The following is a 22,575-nucleotide window of genomic DNA, read 5'->3' as shown; positions in this document are numbered from 1 at the left end:
GGGAGCCGTAGGCGGACGAGGATGAGGACGGGGAAGTCCGGCCCCCGCGGGCCGGACCGTCATCGTTGGCCGCGCCACCCCCGCCCGCGCGACAACCGGCGCCCCAAGAAATCAGCACCAGCAACCAGCAACGGCAACCTCCGACTCCTTGACCCCGTATCCGTCCCCAGTTGATTCAAATCAACCCCCTATATAACTCCCAGTGATAAGTTAATAACAACAAAAAGTAACCGCCCGGAGCCCCAAGCAATGCCCCCTTCACCAGAACCCCCCCTACCCAGTAAACGCGGCTTCCTGAAAGGACTCCTCGGCCTGAGCGCCGCCGCCACCATCATCCCCATCCACGCCGAAGCCACCGGCCTGAACGGCCAACCTCCCCGTCGCCCCGGCATCCCCGGCAAGCGCTACGGCATGGTCGTCGACATGCGCAAATGCATCGGCTGCCAGTCCTGTACGGTCAGCTGTTCCATGGAAAACCTGCCCCCCATCGGGCAATTCCGCACCACCGTCCTGCAATACGAAGTCACCCCCGACGACGGCAGCCCTTGCGCCATGGTCATGTTGCCCCGCCTCTGCAACCACTGCGACAACCCGCCCTGCGTCCCCGTTTGCCCCGTGCAAGCCACCTTCCAGCGGGAAGACGGCATCGTGCTCGTCGACAACGAACGCTGCGTCGGCTGCGCCTACTGCGTGCAAGCCTGTCCCTACGACGCCCGGTTCATCAACCACGAAACGCAAACGGCCGACAAATGCACGTTCTGCGAACACCGCCTGGAAGCCGGCCTGTTGCCGGCCTGCGTGGAAAGCTGCGTCGGCGGTGCGCGCGTCATCGGTGACATGAACGACCCCGAGAGCGCCATCTCCAAACTGCTCGTCGAACACAAGGCGGACATCAAGGTCTTGAAACCCGAAATGAAGACCGACCCCCACGTCTATTACATCGGCCTGCCCGACGCGTTCGTGCACCAGGTCGACGGCCAGGCCGGCGTGCGCCTGGCTGGCGGACATTGAGCCATCACAGGGGACTTTCATGCAGATCTCGGAATTGCTCACGCCGGTCTATGACGCCGCCTGGTTGCCTTGGGCCGTGCAGTATTTCTTTCTTATCGGCATCAGCGCCACCACCGCGCTGACCGCCGCCTTCGCCGCTTTCGGCCCGGCCGGATCGTCCGCGCGCCGGCTGCTGCCGGCAGCCGCGACCGTGCTGCTGGTGACCGCCGTCGCCGCGCCGGTGTCATTGCTGGCCGACTTGCACCAGCCCGGCAGGTTCTGGCACTTCTACGCGCATTTCACGCCATGGTCGTGGATGTGGCTCGGCGCCTTGCTGCTGCCCGTGTTCGTGGGCCTGGCCGTGCTGTTCTGCGCCGCGTGGTGGTGGGGCCGCATCGCCTGGGTGCGCCTCCTGGGCGTGGCCCTGGCGCTGTCGGCGGTGTCGATCCTTGTCTACACCGGCGCCGAAGTCATGGTGCTGCGTTCGCGGCCCTTGTGGCACACCGTGTTCCTGCCCGTGAACTTCGCCTTGACGGCCTGGCTGGGGGCGCTGGGCGCCATGTTCCTGGTGGGCCGCTGGCTGCCCGGCGGCATGCAGGCCTTGCCGGTGGGCATGCTGCGCCAGCTGAGCTTGGCCGCCGTCGTGCTGATGGCCTTGGGCGCCGGCGCTTGGGGCCTGCTGGGCACGCTGGGCGTGGATCCGTCGTTCGACGCGGCCCTGCGGCTGTTCGCCGAATTCCCGATCTGGCGCATCAGCCTGGCGGGCGCCGTCATCACGGCCTTCTGCATGATCGCGCTGCTGCAGCGCCCGGCCCAGGCGCTGGCCGCTCCGCTGCCGTCGGCCACCCTGGCGCTGACCATGCTGGCGGCCGCGTGGATCTTCCGCTGGGTGGTGTTCATGAGCGTGCAGGGCGTGCCCAAGTATGGCGCGGGCCTCTACCTGTACGACATGCCCTGGGGCAGCGACGGCCTGCTGGGCATGGTCGGGGTGCTGGGCCTGTGCGTGGCGCTGGTCACCGCAGTGACCTGGGCCCTGGAGCGATTCCCGGCGCACGCGCGCGGCATGGCGGCCTGAGTGGCCTAAGCGGCAAAAGCGGCCGCAAGACGAAAGCACATGGAAGACAAAGCAATGGACAAGCAACACGAAGACGACAAGCCTGGCGCGGCCGACGCGCCCGACAATGCGCTGCAGGACGCGGCGCGGCGCAAGCTGATGGTGCGCGGCGGCATGGTCGCCGGCGGCATGGCGGCCTTTGCGGCCGGCTATGGCGAAACCGTCACCCGCGCGGTCAAGGGCCTGGCGCACGGCACGGCCGGCGTTCCCACCGCCCATGCCGTGCGCGGCAATTCGCTGACGGCGGAGTTCCGCATCGACCCGCTGACTGGCGTGTTGTCCGCCCAGCCGGGCCAGACGGTCAGCCCGTCCAGCTGCCTGGGCTGCTGGACCCAGTGTGGCGTGCGTCTGCGCGTGGACACCAAGGAAAACCGCATCCTGCGCGTGGCGGGCAACCCCTACCACCCGCTGGCCACCACGCGCCCCGCCGCGATGGAAACGCCCGTGCGCGAAGTCTATGCGCAACTCGGCGGCGAGAACGGCCTGGAAGGCCGCGCCACGTCCTGCGCCCGCGGCTCGGCCATGCTGGAACAGATGAACAGTCCGTTCCGCGTACTGCAACCGATGAAGCGCGTGGGCGGGCGGGGCGAAGGCAAGTGGCAGACCATCTCGTTCGAGCAACTCGTGCAGGAAGTGTGCGAAGGCGGCGACCTCTTCGGCGAAGGCCATGTGGAAGGCCTGCGCGCCATTTTCGACCGCGACACACTGCTGGACCCTGACAATCCGGAGTACGGCGCCAAGGTCAACCAATTCCTCTTCACAGACGCCTCCAACGAAGGCCGCACGCCCCTGATCCAGCGCTTTGCCGCGCAGTCCTTTGGCACGGTCAACTTCAGCAACCATGGCTCGTACTGCGGCCAGAGCTTCCGCGTGGGTGCGGGCGCCGCCTTGGGCGACTTGAAGGGTATGCCGCACGGCAAGCCGGATTGGGACAACGCGCGCTTTGGTCTGTTCATCGGCGCCGCGCCGGCGCAAGCGGGCAACCCCTTCCAGCGCCAGGCCCGGCAATTGGCCGAAGCACGGGTGCGGCCGGAGGAAGACAGCTTCACCTATGTGGTCGTGTCGCCCATGCTGCCCGCGTCCTCCAGCCTGTCGGCAGGCTCCGGCAACGAGTGGGTGCCGGTGAATCCCGCCAGCGACCTGGCATTGGCGATGGGCCTGATCCGCTGGATCCTGGACAACGAACGCTTCGATGCCCGCATGTTGGCGCAACCGGGCCCCAACGCCATGAAGGCGGCGGACGAAGCCGCCTGGACCAACGCCACGCATCTGGTGGTGGCTGAACCCGGCCACCCGCGGCTGGGCAGTTTCGTGCGCGGCGCAGACCTGGGCTGGCCGCGGCCGACCGACGCCGACGAAAAGTGGGAAGACGTGTATGCGGTGCGCCTGGAAGACGGCACGCTGGCGCCGCACACGACTGCGTCGCCGGCCACGTTGTTCGTCGATGAGCGCATCGCCGTGCCGGGCATGGCAGGCGGCGCGGAAACGGTGCGCGTCTGCTCGTCACTGGCCTTGCTGCGCGAGGAATCGCACCGCAAGTCGCTGGACGAATACGCCGGACTGTGCGGCGTGCCGGCCGACAAGATCGCCTCGCTGGCCAAGCGCTTCACCAGCTACGGCAAGCGCGCCGTGGCCGACGCGCATGGCGGCACGATGAGCGGCGCGGGTTTCTACACGGCCTACGCCATTGCCATGCTCAACACGCTGGTGGGCAACCTGAACGTGGACGGCGGTCTGGTGCTGGATGCCGGTCCGTTCCCGCCTTACGGCCCCGGCCCGCGCTACAACATCGCCGGCTTCGCCAACCGCGCCACGCCCAAGGGCGTTGCCTTGTCGCGCAACCGCTACCCGTACGAGAAGTCCAGCGAATTCAAGCGCAAGAAGGCGGCGGGGCAGCCGGCGTATCCGGCGTCCGCGCCCTGGTATCCGGCCACCGGCGGCCTCAGTTCTGAAATGCTGGCGTCCGCTTTGGCGGGGTATCCGTACCGCGCCAAGGTCTGGTTCAACCACATGAGCAACCCGATCTACGGCATCGCGGGCTTGAAGGGCGTGATCATCGACAAGATGAAGGACCCGCGCATCCTGCCGCTGTCGGTCTCGATCAACCCGTTCATCAACGAAACCAACGCGCTGGCCGACTACATCGTGCCGGACACGGTCACGTACGAAAGCTGGGGCGTGTCGGCGCCCTGGGCCGACGTGGTTGCCAAGGCTTCCACCGTGCGCTGGCCGGCCGTGCAACCGCGCGTGGCACGCACCGCCACCAACGAGCCGGTCTGCCTGGAAACCTTCCTGATCGCCTGCGCCAAGCGCCTGGGTATGCCGGGCTTTGGCCAGAACGCGATCTCCGACAAGGACGGCGCCAAGTACGCGCTGGACACGCCCGAGGACTTCTTCCTGCGCGGCATGGCCAACATCGCGTTCTCGGCCGGCCGCGCCGTGCCCGAGGCCAGCGACGACGACATGGCGCTGACCGGGGTGGACCGCTATCGCAGCCTGTTGCAGCACAAGCTCAAGCCTGGCGAATGGCGGCAGGTCGCCATGCTGATGAGCCGGGGCGGCCGCTTCGACAAGATGGAAGACGCCTGGGTCGACAAGGGCCAAAGCCGCCAGACCCGCCAGACCCGCCAGGCTTACGCCAAGCCGCTGCAGGTCTGGAGCGAGGAACTCGCGGGTTTTCGCCATGCGATGACCGGCGAACGCTACAGCGGCTGTCCGACCTGGTATCCCGCACGCCTGGCCGATGGCCGCGACGTGCGCACGGAGTACCCGGCGCAGCAATGGCCCTTCCTGCTCAGCTCGTTCAAATCGAACCTGATGAGCTCCATGTCGATCGGCGTGAACCGTCTGCGCCAGGTGCATCCGCACAACCCGGTGTCGATCAACCGGCAGGATGGCGAACGCCTGGGGCTGCGCAACGGCGACCCCGTGCGCATCGTGACGCCCGGCGGCGCCGTAACCGGGCTGGCCTTGCTGCGCGACGGCATCCAGCCGGGCGCGGTCGGCATCGAGCACGGCTATGGCCACACCGAGCTGGGCGCGCGCGCCCACGTGGTCGACGGCAAACCCATGCCGCACGATCCTGCACTGGCGGCAGGGGTCAACCTGAACGACCTGGGTTTCGGCGACGCCACGCGAGGTGAACACGCCAACGTCTGGATCGACTGGGTGTCTGGCGCCGCGGTGCGCCAGGGCCTGCCGGCGCGGATCGAGCGCGCCTAGGCCGGCGTGGCCGATGCCCGGGCGTGCTAGCGCACGACGGTGTCGGCCACCAGTTCCAGGCCGTCCGCGCGGACGGCCACATCGGGCAGCACGCCGCTCAGGTCGCCAGGCCGGGCGGCGGCCGTGCCGGAACGACTGATGCGGATCTCCACCTGCACGCGGTTCGCGCGTGACAGCGTGGCGTCCGGCGACATGGCGCTGCTGTCATCCAGCACAAACGCACGCGGCAGGTCCGAAACGCGCACCTGCAGAATCGCCAGCGGCATGCGCGACCCTTCGACGGGCCGCGCCAGGATGAATACGGTATCGCCGGGCTGGACCTGGCTGCGCAAGGCGTCCGCGATGCGGGCTTGCCCACTGATGCGGGCGGCCGTGGCATCGCCGGCGGGCGGCGCCGCAGACGGTGCGACCGGCGCGGCCTGCGGCGTGGCACCCGCCGTGGCACCCCCCGTCGCATTCATCGCGGCGGTCTCCGTGGTGTTACGCGCGGATGGCGCGCCGTTTGCCATCGCGCGGGCCTGGGCGATATTGGACTGGATCTGCCGCGCGGCCTCGGAGTCTGGCGGCAGCAGGGCTTGCAGCCGTTCCCAATGGGCCAGCGCCTCGGCGGCGTCGCCGCGCCGCAACGCCATCATGCCCGCCAGCGCCAAGGCCTTGGGCTGATCCGGCTGCGCGGCCAGCGACTGCGCCACGGCCGCGACCGCATTGGCGTCCGGTACCCCCTGATTGGCCGACAGCAGGGCGTCGGCCAGGTCAGCCAACACGGCGGGCTGGCCGGGAACCAGGCGCAACACCTGCTGGTAAGCCGCGACCGCATCGGTGTAGCGGCCCAGCGTTTCATAAGAGCGCGCCAGCGTGTACCAGCCGTCCGCGTCGTCGGGCGCGTTGCGCAGCCGCTGCGCCAGCGCATTGATGGCCAATGCCATGTCGTCGCCCGTGTCGTCCGCGTGCGGTTCGACGGCGCTTGCCATGACCGACACGTCTGCCGCCGCGCGGGGATTGCCTAGCTTGCCGTAGAGCAGCACGGCGGCCACCGGGATCAGCACGCTAAGCAGGCAGGCGGTCGCCACACCCGCGCGCAGGCCCCGCACCGGCGCGGCCTGTCGCTGGCGTTGGGCCAGGTCTTGCAGCAGGTCCCGCTGCAACTCGTCTTCCGCGCGGGCCAAGCCATCGGCGGTGAGGGTGCAGTTCTGCCTGTCGCGCCGCAATTGTTCGCGCTGGGCCAGGTAGAACGCGCGCACATTGGCGTCGGAGGCGGTGTCAACGGGCGGCGCGCGGCGTACCAGCGGCGGGATCAGGCACAGCAGTGTCGCCAACAGCAGCAACAGGACGGCGAGCCAGAGGGTGGTCATGAACCGGTATCCAGAAAGCGGGCGGCGCGCGCGCGTTCGTCGGCCGTCAAGGGCGCGCGGGCGCCCGACCGGCGTTTCAGCGTACGCATCAATACCCAGAAGCCCAGCGCCAGCAACGCGAACGGCCCCAGCCACAGCAGCCAGGTGATGGGCTTGAACGGCGGGTCGTAGCGGACGAAATCGCCGTAGCGGTCTTCGAAGAAGCGCATGATCTGCGCGTCGCTGCGGCCCTCGGCCAGTTGGGCATGGATCAGGTTGCGCATGTCGTGAGCGAGCGGCGCATTGGAGTCCGCCAGCGTCTGGTTCTGGCAGACCAGGCAGCGCAGGCCGTGGGCCAGCTTGTCGGCGCGTTGCTGGTCGGCGGAAGACAACGCGGGCAGGGCAGGCGGCGCTTGCGCGGCGGACGCCGGCGCCGCTGCCAGGCTCAGCGCCAATGCCAGCACCAGCGACGCGGTGGCAAGAAGGCCGGGCATTCTCATCGCAACCCCTCGATCAATGGCTGCATGCGGTCGCGCCAGATGTCGGGCGTGATCAGGCCTAGCTGCTTGTAGCGGATGCGCCCGGCGCCGTCGATCACGAAGGTTTCGGGCACGCCATAGACCCCGTATTCGATACCGACCCGGCCGTCGGTGTCACTGGCGGATGCGACGTAGGGGTTGCCGTTGCGGGCCAGCCAGGCCAGCGCGTCTTCGGGCTTGTCCTTGTAGTTCAACCCGTAGAGCGGAATGCCGTGGCGCTGGGCGGCTTCGCGCAGCACCGGCAGCTCTTCGCGGCAGGGGCCGCACCACGACGCCCACACGTTCAGCAGCCAGACCTGGCCGCGCAACGATTGCACGTCCAATTGCTGGCCGGGCGCTTGCAGCAGCGGCAGGCTGATCGCTGGGGCGGGCTTGTCGATCATGGCCGACGGCACCGCGCGCGGATCGCGCGACAGGCCCATCGCCAGGAAGACGGCCATCGCCATGAAGACGCCTAACGGCAGCAGGTAGCGCAGCATCAGTACCCCTCCCGCGCCGGACGGGGGGCGGGGGCCGCCTCGCCCTCGAGGCGGCGCGCCGATGCTTCCTGGGCGCGTCGGTAGCGCTTGTCGCCTGCGGCCAGCAGGCCGCCCAGCGCCATCAGCAGGCATCCGGTCCAGATCCAGGTCATGAAGGGCTTGACCTGGATGCGTACCGTCCACGCGCCATCGCCCACGGGCTCGCCCAACGCCACGAACAGGTCGCGGCTAAAGCCGCTGTCGATGTCGGCCTGGCTCAGCGCCATGTCCTGCACGGTGTACAGGCGTTTTTCGGGATACAGCGTCACCACCGGCTTGCCGTTGCGCGTGACGGGAAATACCGCGCGTTGCGCGCTGTAGTTCGGCCCGACGGCGGGCGCCAGGCTGGCGAAGGTGAACTGGTAGCCGCCGGCTTTCTGCGTGGCGCCCAGTTCCATGCGCAATTCGTGCTTGACCTCGTAGCCGTTGGCCAAGGTGACGCCGGCGATGAAAATGCCCACGCCGGCGTGCGCCAGCAACATGCCGTACCAGGCGCGCGGCTGGCGGCCCAGGCGACGCAGCCAATGGCCGTCGCCGTCCGTCAGGCGCTGCCGGGCGTGCGCCGCGGCGCTGGCAACCGACCAGCCCGCCAGCCACAGGCCCAGCATGATCATGGGCGAGCCCAGCCGCAGCGGGCCGGGCATCGCCAGCGGCAGCAGCACGGCGGTTGCCACGCTGACGCCGAATGCCACGCGCAGCCGTCGGCCCAGGTCGGGTATGCCGGCCTGCTTCCAGCGGGCCATGGGCCCCACGCCCATCAGGAAGATGGCCGGCGTCATCAGCGGCACGAAGACGGCTTCGAAGTAGGGCGGGCCGATGGATATCTTGCCCCAGTCCAGCACGTCCAGCACTACCGGATACAGCGTGCCCAGCAGCACCGAGCCGGCCGCCACGGTCAGGACCACGTTGTTCGACAGCAGCAGCGATTCCCGCGACAGCAGCGAAAAGCCGCCGCCCAGCCCGACCGTCGGCGCGCGCCAGGCGTACAGCATCAGCGAACCGCCTACGATCACGGTCATGAAGGCCAGGATATACAGACCGCGGCCCGGATCCACCGCGAAGGCGTGGACGGAGGTCAGCACGCCGGAACGGACCAGGAACGTTCCCAGGATGCTGAGCGAAAAAGTGCAGATCGCCAGCAGCACCGTCCAGCTGCGGAAGGCCCCCCTGCGCTCGGTGACGATCAGCGAGTGGATCAGGGCCGTGCCTGCCAGCCAGGGCATGAACGAGGCGTTCTCCACCGGGTCCCAGAACCACCAGCCGCCCCAGCCCAGCACGTAGTAGGCCCAGGCGCTGCCCAGCAGGATGCCGATGGTCAGGAAGGTCCAGGCGGCCAGCGTCCAGGGGCGCACCCAACGCGCCCACAGCGCATCCAGTTCGCCCGACAGCAAGGCGGCGATGGCGAAGGCGAAGGCAACGGAAAACCCCACATAGCCCATGTACAGCATGGGCGGGTGCACGATCATGCCGGGGTCCTGCAGCAGCGGATTCAGGTCGCGCCCGGCCATGGCCGGCGGCATCAGTCGTTCGAAGGGGTTGGACAGGAACAGCAGGAACAGCAGGAAGCCCACGCTGATCCAGCCCATCACTGCCAGCACGCGGGCGGCGAAAGCCAGGGGCAGGCGGCGGCTGAACACGGCGACGGCGAGCGTCCAGGCGGTCAGCAGCAGCAACCACAGCAGCAGCGACCCCTCGTGTCCGCCCCAGACGGCCGCGAAGCGGTAGGCGGCAGGCAGGTCGGCGTGGGAATTGCCTGCCACATACAGCACCGAGAAATCGTTGTGCACGAACGACCAGGCCAGGCAGCCGAAGGCCAGCACGGTCAGGCAGAACTGGCCCACAGCGGCGGGCCGCGCCACGCGCAGCCCGGCCTGCCAGCCGGTGGCGGCGCCGATCAGCGGCAGGGTGGCTTGCGCCAGCGCCGTCAGCAGCGCCAGGATCAGGCAGAACAGGCCGATCTCGGGGATCATCGGGGCTGCTCCCGCATCGCGTTGGCAGCCGTGGCTTGTCCGGCGCGCTTGATCGCATCGGCGGCCTCGGGCGGCATGTAGTTCTCGTCATGCTTGGCCAGCACTTCCGTGGCGCGGAACACGCCGTCGGCGTCCAGCTTGCCCGCCACCACTACGCCCTTGCCCTCGCGGAACAGGTCGGGCAGCAGGCCTTGATAGGTCACGGGCACGGTATGCGCGGTGTCGGTCACGATGAACCGCAGGGTCAGGCCGTCGGCCTCGCGGCGCACGGAGCCTTGCTCCACCAGCCCGCCCACGCGAAAGCTCCCGGTGCGTGGGGCTTCTTTCGCCACCACCTGCGTGGGGCTGAAGAAGAACACCAGGTTCGATTGCAGCGCATTGAGTACCAGCGCGGTGGCGATGGCCAGCAGCCCCAGGCCGCCCGCGATGGCGAACATGCGGCGCTTGCGCGGCGTCATGGTCGTCCCTCGCCAGCTTGCCTGCGTGCGGCCTGGCGCCGGGCGCGCGCGCGGCGCCACAGCACAAGGGCCTCTGCACCCATCAGCGCCAGGGTGACGCCGTAGGCGCCCAGGATGTAAGGGCTGTGGCCTTGCAGCGAGAACAGCGCGTCCCAGCTCATGGGGCCTCCGGGGCGGGGCGGCCGGCGCGCGCCGCGCCAGGTTCGCGTTCGGCGATGATGCCGCGCACCCGCGCCAGCGCCACGGCCGCGCTGTACAGCCAGAAGGCCGCCACCATCAGCAGCATGGCGGCGACCATGATGCGCGCCATGCTCGGGGCAGATGTCAGGTTGATGGATGCGCCCTGATGCAGCGTGCTCCACCAGCGCACCGAGAAATAGATGATGGGCACGTTGACGACGCCGGCCAGCAGCAGGATGGCGCCGCCGCGGTCGGCGCGGCGCGTGTCGTCGGTCGCCGCCTGCAAGGCCATGAAGCCCAGGTACAGGAACAGCAGGATCAGTTCCGAGGTCAGCCGCGCATCCCAGACCCACCACGCGCCCCAGGTGGGCTTGCCCCACAACGCGCCGGTCCATAACGTCAGGAAGGTGAAGAGCGCGCCGGTGGGCGCCAGCGCCCGCATCATCATGAACGACAGGCGCGTGTTGTAGATCAAGCCCAGCGCGGCATACCCCGCCATCACCAGGTACAGGAACATCGACATCCACGCCGCCGCCACGTGGATGAACAGGATGCGGTAGACCTCGCCCTGCTGGCTGTCCGTGGGCGCCACGGTCAGGCCCACATACAGGCCCGCGCAGGCGAAGAGGGCGGCCGCCAGCGCCAGCACCGGAATCAGGCGGCCAGCCAGCGGATAGAACACCGCGGGCGAGGCATAGCGCAGCCAGCCGGCGCCAGGGGTGGCCGGCGCGGGGGAGTAGGGCGAATCGAAGGCGGGTTGCTTGTGCATGGGGCCCCTCAGTCCAGCGCCACGCGCAGCGCGGCGGACGCGCTCCACGGGCATAGCAGGATCGCCAGGCACAGGCAGGCGCCCAGCAGCGACAGTTGCGGCCCGGCGCCCAGGCCCGCGTGCGTGGCGGACACGGCGCCCGATCCAAAGATCAGCACCGGCACGTACAGCGGCAGCACCAGCAGGGGCAGCAACGCCCCGCCGCGCAGGCCCAGCGTCAGCGCCGCGCCCAGACCGCCCACCAGCGCCAGCGTGGGCGTGCCCAGCAGCAGGGACAGGACCAGTACGCCGATCGCCTGCGGCGGCAGGCCGAATTGCAGCGCCAGCACGGGGCTGGCCAGGATCAGCGGCAGGCAGCCGCTGACCCAGTGCGCGGCGAGCTTCACGCCTACCAACAGCGGCAGCGGGTGCGGCGACACCAACAGTTGCTCCAGCGCGCCGTTGGCGTGGTCTTGTGCAAACGGGCGGTGCAGGCTCAACAGGATGCCCAGCAACGCGCAGACCCACAGTACGCCCGGCCCGATCGCCAGCAGCAGGACGGGATCGGGGCCGACCGCCAGCGGGAACAGGGAACCCGCCACGATGAAGAACAGCGTGGCGCCCAGCGTATCCGCGGGCCGTCTCCAGGCTAGCCGGATGTCACGTAGCGCCAACTGAGACAGCGTAGCCAGCATCCGCGTAGTCATCCATGTTCAAGGTTTGCGTGCGGACGACGGCGGTGCCGGGCGCGCGGTGCGACGCCACGACTGCGGCGCCGCCGGCATCCAGGTGTGCGTCCAGCGCCCGCCACAACTGCTCAAGGCTGGCGGCGTCCAGCCCCGCGTCGGGTTCATCCAGCAGCCACAGGGGCTTGCCGCCCAGCACCACGGCGGCCATTGCCAGCCGACGGCCCTGGCCTTGGGACAGCCGGGCCGCGGGCACGTGCACGCTGCCCTCCAGACGCCAATGGCGCAGGCCCGTCGCAATGGCGTCGTCGTCTTGCGGCGTGCCGGCCACATGCAGGCTATAGCGCAGGTTCTCCAGCGCCGTCAGTTCGCCGCACAGGCCGTTGGCGTGCCCCAGGAACGCCACGCGCGCGAAGTACGCCGCCGTGTCGCGGCGCACCTCCTGGCCCTGCGAATAGAGCGTGCCGGCCAGCGGGCGCAGCAGGCCGGCCAACATGCGCAAGAGGCTGGTCTTGCCGCTGCCGTTGGCGCCCTGCACATGCAGGAGCTGGCCGGCATGCAGCTCGATATCCACCGGACGCAGTCCCTCGGGCCCGCTGCAAGGGCCGCCGCGCGGACTGCGCAGCCCGCGGGCCGCGAGCAGGGGCGGCGGGGCGTCAGCGGGCCGCATTCGCCACCTCTTTGGGCGCCCTGGCCGGCGGCGTCGCGTCAGAGGTCTGGCCAGGCGGAATATGCGGCAGCGTATGGGCGATGCCCTTGTGGCAATCGATGCAGGTCTTGGTCTTGTCGGCCAGATAGGTCGAGTGCATGTTCTGCGCGCGCACGCTTTGGCGCGTGAAGTCCATGTATTCGTAGTTATGGCAATTGCGGCATTCCAGCGAGTCGTTGGCCTTGAAGCGCGCCCATTCGTGCTGAGCCAGCTCCAGCCGCTTGTCCACGAATTTTTCGCGCGTGTCGATGGTGCCGAAGATCTTGCCCCAGACTTCCTTGGACGCCTGCATCTTGCGGGCGATCTTGTCGGTCCAGTTGTGCGGCACGTGGCAGTCGGAGCACAAGGCGCGCACGCCCGAGCGGTTGGTGAAGTGGATGGTGCCCTTCAGTTCCGCGTACACGTTGTCGCGCATTTCATGGCAGCCCGTACAGAACTTTTCGGTGTTGGTCAGTTCCATCGCCGTGTTGAAGGCGCCCCAGAACAGGATGCCGCCGATGAAGCCGCCGATCGTCAGAAAGCCCAGGCTGAAGTGCACGCTGGGGCGGCGGATGATGTTCCAGTAGCGCTTTAGGAGCTTGAGCATGGCGGCATCGATCCCTTACTTCTTGTCGGCGGCCGGGGCCGTCAGGCGCTTGAGGATCACATCGATGTCCTGATAGGTATTGGACACCAGCGGCTTGGCCTCGGCCTGCGGCACGTGGCACTGCACACAGAAATAGCGCCGTGGGGATACCTCGGCAAGCACGTTGCTGTCGCGGTCCATGTAATGCGTCACGCTCAAGGGCGGCGCCTGGGTTTCCTCGGTGTTCACCCGCGCATGGCAGGCCAGGCAACGGTTGTAGTTCTTGTCGATCTGGTAGCCGTCGATCTTGTGCGGAATGGTGGGCGGCTGCATCGAATAGGTGCGCATCCGCTTGATGTCCTTGTTTTCGATCGGGCTGATCAGCGGCGGGTTGGCTTCTTCTGCGATCGGGGTGGGCCCGCGCATGGGGTCTTCGACCTCCAGCGGCGGAGCGGCCCAGGCGGCCGAGGCCAGAAGGATGCCGATGGCGATGGTGGCGGCGCGTCGTTTCATGGCTGTCTCCCGGGGCCGCTCAGACCTTGACGATCTTGACCGCGCACTTCTTGAAGTCGGTCTGGAAAGAGATCGGGTCGGTGGCGTCCAACGTGACCTTGTTGATCAGCTGGCCAGCGTCGAACCAGGGCACGAAGACCAGGCCGCGCGGCGGCTTGTCGCGCCCGCGGGTCTCAAGCCGCGTGCGCATCTTGCCGCGCCGCGACTCGATCTCGACTTCCACGCCGCGCCGCAGGCCCATCGCCTGCGCGTCGTCGGGGTGCATGAAACAGACCGCGTTGGGAAAGGCCCGGTACAGCTCGGGCACGCGCCGCGTCATCGATCCGGAATGCCAGTGCTCCAAGACGCGGCCGGTTGACAGCCAGAATGGGTATTCCTTGTCAGGGGATTCCGGAGGCGGTTCGTAGGGCAGGGCGTAGATGATGGCGCGTCCGTCCGGATTGCCGTAGAACTCGAAGCCGGCGCCCGCCTTCACGTAGGGGTCGCTGCCTTCGCGGTAGCGCCACAGGGTTTCCTTGCCGTTGACGACGGGCCAGCGCAGGCCGCGGGCCTCGTGGTACGTGTCGAAGGGGGCCAGGTCGTGCCCGTGGCCGCGGCCGAATTCGGCGTATTCCTCGAACAGCCCCTTTTGCGCATAGAAGCCGAAAGCCTTCGCTTCCTGGTTTTCGTATTCCGCATTCAATTCGCTGTTGGGGAACTTGTTGACCTTGCCGTTAGCAAACAGCACGTCGAACAAGGTCTTGCCCCGGTACTCGGGCTTCTTGGCCAGCAGGTCGGCGGGCCAGACCTCTTCCACCTTGAAGCGCTTGGAGAATTCCATCAACTGCCACAGGTCGGAGCGCGCGTCGCCCGGGGCGTTCACCAGTTGATGCCAGAACTGGGTGCGCCGTTCGGCGTTGCCGTAGGCGCCTTCCTTTTCCACCCACATGGCTGCGGGCAGGATCAGGTCGGCCGAAATGGTGGTGACCGTGGGGTAGGCGTCCGACACCACGATGAAGTTGTCGGGGTTGCGGTAGCCCGGCAGTCCTTCATTCATCAGGTTGGCCGCCGCCTGCATGTTGTTGTTCACCATCACCCAGTAGGCGTTGATCTGGCCGTCCTTGAGCATGCGGTTCTGCAGTACCGCGTGCGCGCCCACTTTTTCGGGAATGGTGCCGTCGGGCAGTTTCCAGATCTCTTCCGCATGCGCGCGGTGCTTGGGGTTGGTCACGACCAGGTCGGCCGGCAGGCGGTGCGAGAACGTGCCCACTTCACGCGCGGTCCCACAGGCCGACGGCTGGCCGGTCAGCGAGAACGGGCTGTTGCCCGGCGTCGAGATCTTGCCGGTCAGCAGGTGGATGTTGTAGACCATGTTATTGGCCCACACGCCGCGCGTGTGCTGGTTAAAACCCATGGTCCAGAACGAGGTCACGCGGATCTTCGGGTCGGCGTAGAGCTCGGCCAGGTCCTGCAATTGCTTCTGCGGCACGCCGGTCAGCTTGGACGTGTATTCCAGGTCGTACTTCGAGACGAACTTGGCGAAGTCGTCGTAGGTGATGGGCTTGGAGCCGCCCGCCTTGTCGGCGTTCTTGGCCGCCTTCTGCAAAGGGTGGTCCGGCCGCAGGCCATAGCCGATGTCGGTGTTGCCTTCATGGAACACGGTGTGCTTGTCCACGAAGTCGCGGTTCACGCGCTTGGTCTGGATGATGTAGTTGGCGATGTAGTTCAGGATCGCCAGGTCCGTCTGCGGCGTGAAGGTCAGCGTCAGGTCGGCCAGTTCATACGAGCGGTGCTCGAAGGTAGACAGCACCGCGACCTTCGTCTTGGGGGCGGACAGCCGCCGGTCGGTCACGCGCGTCCACAGGATGGGGTGCATCTCGGCCATGTTCGAACCCCACAGCACGAAGGCGTCGGCGTTCTCGATGTCGTCATAGCAGCCCATCGGTTCGTCGGCGCCGAAGGTCCGCATGAAACCCACGGCTGCCGATGCCATGCAGTGCCGCGCGTTCGGGTCCAGGTTGTTCGACCTGAAGCCTGCCTTCATCAGCTTGAGCGCCGCGTAGCCTTCCCACACGGTCCATTGGCCCGATCCGAACATGCCCACCGCCGTGGGCCCCTTGTCCTTTAACACCCGCTTGAACTGTTCGGCCATCACGTCGAAGGCCTGGTCCCAGGACACCGGTGCGAACTCACCGTCCTTGGCGTACTTGCCGTCCTTCATGCGCAAGAGCGGCGTGGTCAGCCGGTCGTTGCCGTACATGATCTTGGACAGGAAGTAGCCCTTGACGCAGTTCAGGCCCTTGTTGACCTCGGCGTTGAAATCGCCGTGCGTGGCCACGACCTGGTTGTCCTTCACCGCGACGTTCACGCCGCAGCCGGTCCCGCAGAACCTACAGGGCGCCTTGGACCATTTCAGCTTGGCGGCCTCGGATTCGGTCACGATGTTCTGCGTGTACCCGACGATCGGGATGCCCGCCACGGTGGCGGCAGCCGCGGCGGCGGATTGCTTGATGAAGTCTCTACGAGCCATGGCCATCGTCAATCTCCTCGTTCATCGCGGCAAGCGTGTCGGCATGCTGGTAGACCAGCGCCGAGGCCAGCACGCCATCGAGGCGCTGGATCTCAGAGATCCGCGCCATCATGTCGTCGGTGGAGGGCGCTTCCAGCGTGACCACCAGTTTTCCGGTGTCGGACGCGCCATGGATTTCGGATCCGGTTACCGCCAGGATGGCGGCGCGGACGTCGGGCAGGCGTTGGGGCAGGGCATGCACCACCAGGCTGGCAATGTGCAGCTCAGGGGGCGCCGCCAAGGGCGCGGGGGAGGCAAGCGCGGACATGGGAGGTTTTCCGTCGCGTCGCATCAGCTGCCCGGAGGGCCGGCAATCAGCTGATAGAACCAGACGATGAAACCGTAGCCCGCCACGATGATGACCGTAAGGACGGGGGCCATGACGGCCGTCAGGAACAGGAAACTTCGAAGCTCCTGGGGCTTGGTGTACCCATCAGACTCGTTTTGCACACACCACCTCACTACGACAGTTGGGGTATTGCGTTTAACGTGCGGATGTCGAAGTTTTTAGCAGTGGTTTTACATCGCGTCAATGTTGCATCACGGCGAAACAATCGCGCGGTCGCGCTATATACAAAGGTGCCTGACGCCTTGCCGGAGCGCGCTCCGGCAGACGTCAGGCACCTTGTATTGATTCGCGTTGCGGATTAGCCGATAGCGCCGTAGATGCGGCGCGCATCCGCCGCGGTGGCCAACGGACGGCCCAGCGCGCGGGCGCCTTCGGCAGCCTGGCGAACCAGCGCCGCATTGCCGGACGCGATGCTGCCGTCGCGCAGCTTCAGGTTGTTCTCGAAGCCCACGCGCATGTGGCCGCCGAATGCCGCCGCGGTCGTGACGCAGGCGTTTTCCTCGGCGCCGAACGCGCAGATCGCCCAGGGCAGCGATTGGTCGTACGCCGCCAGGAAGGGCAGCAGGTCATAGGCCGACGACGTCTGGCCCACGCTGTAGCGGCCCAGCACGAACAGCACCGACCAGGCGCCCGGCGGCACCAGTCCGCGGGCGCGCAACGATTGCCAGCGGCGCACGTCGCCTTCGTCGTACAGGATGATCTGGGCCATGATGCGGCGCTCGGCCACCCAGGCCAGAAACGCCGCCAGTTCCGCTTCGGGAACGTCCGGCACGGCGATTTCGCGCAGTCCCATGGACACGGCTTCGGGCTGCAGTTCGCGCACCAGCGCGATCTGCTCGGCCGCCTTGTAGACGCCAGCGGCTTCGCTGGTGACCTGCACCAGCAGTTCGCGGCCCACGGCGCGGTCCACCGCGGCCAGCGCTTCGCGGTAGGCGTGCGCGCACAGCAAGTGGCTGCCATCGGGCTTGCGCACGTGCATGTGCATCATCCCGGCGCCGGCGTCCAGGCAGGCGCGCGCTTCCAGCGCCAATGCCTCGGGCGTCATCGGCACGGCGGGGTGGTCGGCGGCTTTCTTGTAGGCGCCGTTGGGCGCCACGGTGATGATGACGGGGGAGTCGGCCAGCGCGGCGCGCGGCAGGGCGGCAGCGTTCAAGGCTGGATCTCCGGCAGTTCGGGGCTGATCAGGTCCAGGCCGGCGCGCAACAGGCGGTCGTAGCGGGCGCGCTCGGCGGCGATCGTCTCGGGCGTCCAGGCGTAGAAGCCTTCACCGGCCTTCATGCCGTAACGGCCGTCGGCGGCGCGTTCGGTCAGGCAGCGCGCCGGGTGGTCCGAATTGCAGAAGGTCGGGTACATGGTCGCGCCCGCGGCGGCGTGCACGTCGATGCCCGCGTGGTCGCGTTGCATGACGGGGCCGGCCGCCAGGAAGCGGAAGCCGAAGCCGAAGCGCACGGCGGCGTCCACGTCTTCCGGCGACGCGATGCCGCGGTCGATCAGGTCGAAGGCCTCGCGCGACAGCGCGTGCTGCAGGCGGTTGGCCAGGAAACCGGGCAGGTCCTGCTTGACCTTCACCGGCACGCTGCCGCAACGGCGCATGAAGGCGATCAGCGAATCCGCGCAGGCGTTGTCGCTGGCTTCGCCCAGCACCACTTCCACCAGCGGCACCAGGTGCGCGGGCATGAAGAAGTGCAGGCCCAGCATGCGGCCGCGCGTATCCAGGCCCTGGCCGATGGCGCTGATGGGGAAGCTGGAACTGTTGCTGGCCAGGATGGCGTCGGGCCGGGCGCGCTGCGCCAGGTCCGCGAACAGGGCCTGTTTGATGTCCAGGCGTTCGGGAATGCACTCGATGACGAGATCCACGGTGGACCAGTCCACGGCGTCCAGGCTGGGGGCGGTGGCCAGCAGGGCGGCATTGGCTTCGCGGCCGATGGTCTTCAGGTTTTCGGCGACGCGGGCGGGCAGGCCGGCCGCGCGTTCCGCGTTGGATTCGATCACGGTCGTCCGGCAGGCCGCGCGGGTCAACACCACCGCCACGTCGGCGCCCATCGTGCCGCCGCCCACTACCACTGCATGCGCCGCGCCCGGGTTGGGCAGCGCTTTTGCGTCCGTCTGCATGGTTTGCTCCTCTCTTGCATCGTCGTTGGGGGCGAGTGTAGAGAAGCCGCTTTGATTGATGAATCAGATTTTTTGGATAGAATGATCGTTAAAACAGATCAATAGAGACAGGCAGGCCGGCATGCAGATCAATCTTTCGATGCGCGATATCGACACCACGCTGGTGCTGGGGCGCACGCTCAATTTCCGGCAGGCGGCCGCGCAGCTGCACCTGTCGCAATCGGCGCTTTCCACCCAGATTCAGCGCATCGAAGAGGCGCTGGGCGTGCGGCTGTTCGACCGCACCACGCGCACCGTGCGCCTGACGGCGGCGGGCGAGGTCTTCCTGCAGCAGGCCGCGACCCTGCAGGTGGCGTTTCGCGACGCGATCGCGGCCGTCAGCGGCGTCACCAGCGCCGAGCAGGGCCAGGTGTCGGTGGCCGCCTTGCCCTCGCTGGCTGCCCGGCTGTTGCCGCGCGTGCTGATGGCCTACCGCCAGGCGCATCCGCACGTGGCGCTGAAAGTGCGTGACACGCTGTCCGGTCCAGCGTTTGATCTGGTGCGCGCCGGCGAGGTGGACTTCGCGCTGACCGCCGCCGATCCGCAGCACGCCGACTTGCACTACGTGCCGCTGATGTCCGACAGCTTCCTGCTGCTGATTCCCGAATCCCACCCCCTGGCCAAGACGCGCGGACCGTTGCGCTGGGCCGACACGGCCTCAGCCGCGCACGTATCGATGGTGCAGCCCAGCAGCGTGCGGCAGTACACCGAATGGGCATTTCTGCAGAACCGCATCCGCTTCACGCCCGCGTTCGAAGCCGAGCATCTGACGACGATCGTGGCCATGGTCGAGTGCGGTTTTGGCGTGGCCGCCTTGCCCGAGATCGCGGCGGGCGCGGTATCCCAGACGGCCATCGTCCAGCGGCCGTTGACGGGGCCGGTGGCCGAGCGCTCGATCGGTCTGGTCACCTCGCGCAACCGCAGCTTGTCGCCCGCCGCGGCGGCGCTGGTGCAGACCTTGAAAACGTACCTGGCGGCGCATCCGCGCTAGGGCGATGAAGCCGCCGCCGGAGGCCGTTTGATTTCTCTCAAGCGCCCCGTCAAAGCCCCTCGACACCCGGTTGCCGATGGTATTATTCTCAGTACACTAACTAATCGGAGCTGCCTCAACGTGCCGGATGTACAGAAAAAGACGACGTCCCAGAAGCGCGTCGCACCTCAGAAGACAGACAGCAATATTTTCGATCCGGCCAAGCAGGTGCTGTGGTCGCGCCCCGGCTATCTGGTGCGGCGCCTGAACCAGATCCACTACGCCATGTTCTACGAAGAGTGCAAGACGCAGAACGTGACGCCCGTGCAGTACGGCGTGCTGACGGCGCTGTCGCTCAGCCCCTGGCTGGACCAGACGGCCATCGGCATGGAATTGGGGCTGGACCGCACCACGACTGCTGACGTGGTCAAGCGGCTGCAGGAGCGCGGCTTGGTGGAACGCCGCGTGAATCCCACCGACAAGCGTTCGCGCCAGGCGGTGATCACCCAGGAAGGGTTGCGCATCATGGGGCTGTTGCAGCAGGGCATGGCGCGGGCACAGCAGCGCTTGCTGGAACCCCTGTCGGCGCGCAACCAGGAAATCTTCATGAAGCTGCTTTCCACGCTGGTCGAAGCCAATAACCAGTACAGCCGTACAACGCTCAAACCGATGTAAGGCAAAGGGGGGCGCCTGCGGCGCGATCCCCCTTTTTCATTCCTTCAACGCATTCGCCTGAGGCACGCTGCGGGCAGCTTGCCCATCCCCCAGCGAATTGCGCACCCAGATCAATTCGGCGGCGATCGCCACGGCAATCTCGGCCGGCGTCTTGCTGGCGATGCGCAAGCCCACCGGGCCATGAAGGCGTTCAATCTGATGATCTTCCAGGTCGAACAACCGCAAGCGCTCACGCCGCTTCTCCTGATTGGCGCGCGACCCTAGCGCGCCTACATAGAACGCGGGGGACTTCAACGCTTCCAGCAGTGCCATGTCGTCAAGCTTGGGGTCATGGGTGACGGCCACGATCGCGGTGCGTTCGTCGGTGCCGATCTCCAGCACGGCATCGTCGGGCATGCTGGTCAGCAGCGTGGCTTGGGCCGCGTTCCAATCGCTGAAGAATTCCTCGCGGGGATCGCACACCGTGACGTGGAATTCCAGCGTTGCGGCGATGTCCGCCAATACGCGGGCAGTATGGTTCGCGCCGATGATCAGCAGCCGCCAGCGCGGGCCGTAAACGCTGCGGAAGCGCCGGCCGTCGAAATCGGGCCCGTCGGCAGGTCCGGCAGGTGAGATCGAGGTGTGGCCATCGACCAGGTCCACCGTGCGTTGGATCAGATGATGCGCGCGAATCGATGCCAGCACGCGGTCCAGCCATTCGGTGTCGTGTAGCCGTTCACTGATCAGGCGCAGGGTGCCGCCGCAAGGCAGGCCGAAGCGCGCGGCCTCGTCCCGCGTGACGCCGTAGGTCAGGCGGGCAGGGGCATCGTCAAGGTCGCCAGCGCGGGCGCGTGCAATCAGATCGTCTTCGATGCAGCCGCCCGACACCGAGCCGACCACCCGGCCGTCGTCGCGCACGGCCAGCATGGCGCCCGCCTGCCGGGGCGCCGAACCCCAGGTCTGCACCACGGTCACCAGGTGCACGCGCTTGCCCGCAGCGACCCAATCCCGGGCTTGTTGCAATACGTCCAGATCCAAAGCGTTCATTGGCTTCTCACACAGGAAAGGCCTGGTCGACGCAGGGGCGTCGGCACGGCCTATGTGTTCACTGTACTGATGATTATCGGGCGTGTCTCTAGTGTCTATCCCTACCCGGGCCGCTTCATTTCAGGCACGCCGCTTGCCCCGGGATTTCCCTAATTGGTCAGTACGCTGATTATAAAGTCAGTATACTGACGTAAATTCGGAAGCCGCGACGGCCCCGGTTCCCATAGGGGAGAGTGCCGTCTGGCGTTCCGGTTGTTCCAATCAAATAGTCAGTGTACTGATAAATACATTGGCATGCCATGGCGGGGCAGGCGTCGCGCCATCACACTGGGAGCAGGGGAATGAGCAAAGTGCGCAAGATCGCGTTCGAGGAGCACTACACCGCGGTCGGATTCAAAGACTATTCAAAGAGTTTTGCGCAGCATATCGATCCAGCGGTGCTGGCCGATCTGGCGGCGCGCCTGACCGACTTCGATGAAGTCCGATTGGGCGAAATGGATCGCGCCGGCATCGACTACGTCATCCTGTCGCAGACGGGGCCCGGCGTACAGGCCGAAGCCGACGCGGCGGTGGCGGTCAACCGCGCCAAGGAAAACAACGATTTCCTGGTCAACCAGACTGCCCGGCATCCGACCCGCTACGGCGGCTTTGCCACCTTGCCGATGCACGACCCGAAGGTTGCCGCGGCGGAACTCGAGCGTTGCGTCAGGCAACTGGGCTTCAAGGGCGCGCTGATCAACGGCCACACCAACGGCGTCTACTACGACGACCGCGCCTATGACCCCTTCTGGGAACGTGTGCAGGAACTGGATGTGCCGATCTATCTGCACCCCACCGATCCCTATGTGGTGCCGCAGGCCTACTCGGGCCACCCGGAGCTGGTGGGCGCGTCCTGGGGCTGGGGCGTCGAAACCGCCACTCACGCGCTGCGGCTGCTGTTCGGCGGCGTGTTCGACCGCTACCCCGGGGTCAAGCTGATCCTGGGCCACATGGGCGAGGGCCTGCCGTTCCAGCGCTGGCGCTTTGACAGCCGTTTCGCCGTCTACTCGCACGGCATCAAGCTGGCGCGCGCGCCGTCGGAATACCTGGGCAGCAACATCGTGATCACCACGTCCGGCGTCTGTTCGCCTCCCACCCTGGTGGCCGCCATTGCCGAAATGGGCCGCGAGGCGGTGATGTTCTCGGTGGACTACCCCTACGAATCGACCGCGCTGGCCGCCGAATTCATCGAGCAGACGCCGATGGACGACGCGACCCGCGACCTGATCTGCCACGGCAACGCGCAACGCCTGTTCAAACTCTGACTTCACCGG

Annotated in this window: 23 protein-coding genes; 6 read left to right on the top strand and 17 right to left on the bottom strand. The window is 67.3% G+C overall.

The annotated features are described in order from the left end of the window. The first annotated feature begins 249 nt into the window (after positions 1-249). The 3 genes from dsrO to AC3WMU_RS10590 are packed head-to-tail and all read left to right on the top strand — an operon-like array spanning position 250 to position 5,326. Positions 250-1,011 carry a sulfate reduction electron transfer complex DsrMKJOP subunit DsrO gene (gene dsrO / locus AC3WMU_RS10600; protein WP_280027717.1) on the top strand — a complete coding sequence of 254 codons (762 nt, stop codon included), beginning with the start codon at positions 250-252 and terminating at the stop codon, positions 1,009-1,011. A 19-nt stretch (positions 1,012-1,030) separates the two neighbouring features. Beyond that, complete coding sequence (nrfD, locus tag AC3WMU_RS10595) at positions 1,031-2,065, top strand: NrfD/PsrC family molybdoenzyme membrane anchor subunit (protein ID WP_492282296.1); 1,035 nt, start codon at positions 1,031-1,033, stop codon at positions 2,063-2,065. A 54-nt stretch (positions 2,066-2,119) separates the two neighbouring features. Continuing rightward, positions 2,120-5,326 carry a tetrathionate reductase subunit A gene (locus AC3WMU_RS10590; RefSeq protein ID WP_492282370.1) on the top strand — a complete coding sequence of 1,069 codons (3,207 nt, stop codon included), beginning with the start codon at positions 2,120-2,122 and terminating at the stop codon, positions 5,324-5,326. Between the two features lie 26 nt (positions 5,327-5,352). Here the strand turns inward: AC3WMU_RS10590 and ccmI are convergent, their stop codons facing one another. From ccmI to AC3WMU_RS10510, 16 genes are all read right to left on the bottom strand, one after another. After that, complete coding sequence (ccmI, locus tag AC3WMU_RS10585; RefSeq protein WP_492282295.1) at positions 5,353-6,678, bottom strand: c-type cytochrome biogenesis protein CcmI; 1,326 nt, start codon at positions 6,676-6,678, stop codon at positions 5,353-5,355. Next, on the bottom strand, positions 6,675-7,151 hold the full coding sequence (locus AC3WMU_RS10580; RefSeq protein ID WP_492282294.1) for a cytochrome c-type biogenesis protein: 477 nt from the start codon (positions 7,149-7,151) through the stop codon (positions 6,675-6,677). Before AC3WMU_RS10580 ends, ccmI begins: the two co-directional genes overlap by 4 nt. A gap of 2 nt (positions 7,152-7,153) precedes the next feature. After that, positions 7,154-7,675, bottom strand: coding sequence for a DsbE family thiol:disulfide interchange protein (locus AC3WMU_RS10575; RefSeq protein WP_492282293.1), 522 nt, complete (start codon positions 7,673-7,675; stop codon positions 7,154-7,156). Then, complete coding sequence (locus AC3WMU_RS10570; protein ID WP_492282292.1) at positions 7,675-9,684, bottom strand: heme lyase CcmF/NrfE family subunit; 2,010 nt, start codon at positions 9,682-9,684, stop codon at positions 7,675-7,677. The genes AC3WMU_RS10575 and AC3WMU_RS10570 overlap by 1 nt, the downstream gene beginning before the upstream one ends. Continuing rightward, positions 9,681-10,142, bottom strand: coding sequence for a cytochrome c maturation protein CcmE (gene ccmE, locus AC3WMU_RS10565; RefSeq protein ID WP_088588521.1), 462 nt, complete (start codon positions 10,140-10,142; stop codon positions 9,681-9,683). The genes AC3WMU_RS10570 and ccmE overlap by 4 nt, the downstream gene beginning before the upstream one ends. Continuing rightward, positions 10,139-10,303 carry a heme exporter protein CcmD gene (ccmD, locus tag AC3WMU_RS10560; protein WP_006224205.1) on the bottom strand — a complete coding sequence of 55 codons (165 nt, stop codon included), beginning with the start codon at positions 10,301-10,303 and terminating at the stop codon, positions 10,139-10,141. Before ccmD ends, ccmE begins: the two co-directional genes overlap by 4 nt. Continuing rightward, a complete protein-coding gene (gene ccmC / locus AC3WMU_RS10555; protein WP_454676579.1) occupies positions 10,300-11,091 on the bottom strand; it encodes a heme ABC transporter permease CcmC in 792 nt (263 codons plus the stop codon). The genes ccmD and ccmC overlap by 4 nt, the downstream gene beginning before the upstream one ends. An 8-nt stretch (positions 11,092-11,099) precedes the next feature. Further along, on the bottom strand, positions 11,100-11,765 hold the full coding sequence (gene ccmB / locus AC3WMU_RS10550) for a heme exporter protein CcmB (protein ID WP_454678107.1): 666 nt from the start codon (positions 11,763-11,765) through the stop codon (positions 11,100-11,102). Beyond that, positions 11,731-12,426 carry a heme ABC exporter ATP-binding protein CcmA gene (gene ccmA / locus AC3WMU_RS10545; protein WP_492282291.1) on the bottom strand — a complete coding sequence of 232 codons (696 nt, stop codon included), beginning with the start codon at positions 12,424-12,426 and terminating at the stop codon, positions 11,731-11,733. The genes ccmB and ccmA overlap by 35 nt, the downstream gene beginning before the upstream one ends. After that, positions 12,413-13,051, bottom strand: coding sequence for a cytochrome c3 family protein (locus AC3WMU_RS10540; RefSeq protein WP_006224201.1), 639 nt, complete (start codon positions 13,049-13,051; stop codon positions 12,413-12,415). Before AC3WMU_RS10540 ends, ccmA begins: the two co-directional genes overlap by 14 nt. Positions 13,052-13,066: 15 nt before the next feature. After that, complete coding sequence (locus AC3WMU_RS10535) at positions 13,067-13,543, bottom strand: nitrate reductase cytochrome c-type subunit (RefSeq protein WP_492282290.1); 477 nt, start codon at positions 13,541-13,543, stop codon at positions 13,067-13,069. A gap of 19 nt (positions 13,544-13,562) precedes the next feature. Beyond that, a complete protein-coding gene (napA, locus tag AC3WMU_RS10530) occupies positions 13,563-16,058 on the bottom strand; it encodes a periplasmic nitrate reductase subunit alpha (protein ID WP_006224199.1) in 2,496 nt (831 codons plus the stop codon). Further along, entirely contained in the window at positions 16,042-16,359 is a 318-nt protein-coding gene (locus AC3WMU_RS10525; RefSeq protein ID WP_492282289.1) for a chaperone NapD, read from the bottom strand. The genes napA and AC3WMU_RS10525 overlap by 17 nt, the downstream gene beginning before the upstream one ends. A gap of 23 nt (positions 16,360-16,382) precedes the next feature. Further along, on the bottom strand, positions 16,383-16,541 hold the full coding sequence (napE, locus tag AC3WMU_RS10520; protein WP_035212934.1) for a periplasmic nitrate reductase, NapE protein: 159 nt from the start codon (positions 16,539-16,541) through the stop codon (positions 16,383-16,385). 197 nt (positions 16,542-16,738) lie between these two features. Next, complete coding sequence (locus tag AC3WMU_RS10515) at positions 16,739-17,593, bottom strand: beta-keto acid cleavage family enzyme (RefSeq protein WP_492282288.1); 855 nt, start codon at positions 17,591-17,593, stop codon at positions 16,739-16,741. Next, positions 17,590-18,552 carry a 3-hydroxyacyl-CoA dehydrogenase family protein gene (locus AC3WMU_RS10510; protein ID WP_006224195.1) on the bottom strand — a complete coding sequence of 321 codons (963 nt, stop codon included), beginning with the start codon at positions 18,550-18,552 and terminating at the stop codon, positions 17,590-17,592. Before AC3WMU_RS10510 ends, AC3WMU_RS10515 begins: the two co-directional genes overlap by 4 nt. A gap of 121 nt (positions 18,553-18,673) precedes the next feature. On the opposite strand from AC3WMU_RS10510, the gene AC3WMU_RS10505 reads away from it, so the two are divergent. Both AC3WMU_RS10505 and AC3WMU_RS10500 read left to right on the top strand, forming a co-directional pair. Continuing rightward, positions 18,674-19,582, top strand: coding sequence for a LysR family transcriptional regulator (locus AC3WMU_RS10505; protein WP_492282287.1), 909 nt, complete (start codon positions 18,674-18,676; stop codon positions 19,580-19,582). A 186-nt stretch (positions 19,583-19,768) separates the two neighbouring features. Further along, positions 19,769-20,236 carry a MarR family winged helix-turn-helix transcriptional regulator gene (locus AC3WMU_RS10500; RefSeq protein WP_377785544.1) on the top strand — a complete coding sequence of 156 codons (468 nt, stop codon included), beginning with the start codon at positions 19,769-19,771 and terminating at the stop codon, positions 20,234-20,236. 36 nt (positions 20,237-20,272) lie between these two features. Here the strand turns inward: AC3WMU_RS10500 and AC3WMU_RS10495 are convergent, their stop codons facing one another. Next, on the bottom strand, positions 20,273-21,262 hold the full coding sequence (locus AC3WMU_RS10495) for an XdhC family protein (RefSeq protein WP_492282286.1): 990 nt from the start codon (positions 21,260-21,262) through the stop codon (positions 20,273-20,275). A gap of 341 nt (positions 21,263-21,603) precedes the next feature. Between AC3WMU_RS10495 and AC3WMU_RS10490 the strand changes: the two genes are divergently transcribed. Continuing rightward, on the top strand, positions 21,604-22,566 hold the full coding sequence (locus tag AC3WMU_RS10490) for an amidohydrolase family protein (RefSeq protein WP_492282285.1): 963 nt from the start codon (positions 21,604-21,606) through the stop codon (positions 22,564-22,566). The last annotated feature ends 9 nt before the right edge of the window (positions 22,567-22,575 follow it).

The sequence above is a fragment of the Achromobacter sp. FW305-C-13 genome (genome assembly GCF_058783475.1).
Note: the sequence above shows the minus strand (reverse complement) of the source record. Positions and strands in the feature narration are given on the sequence as shown.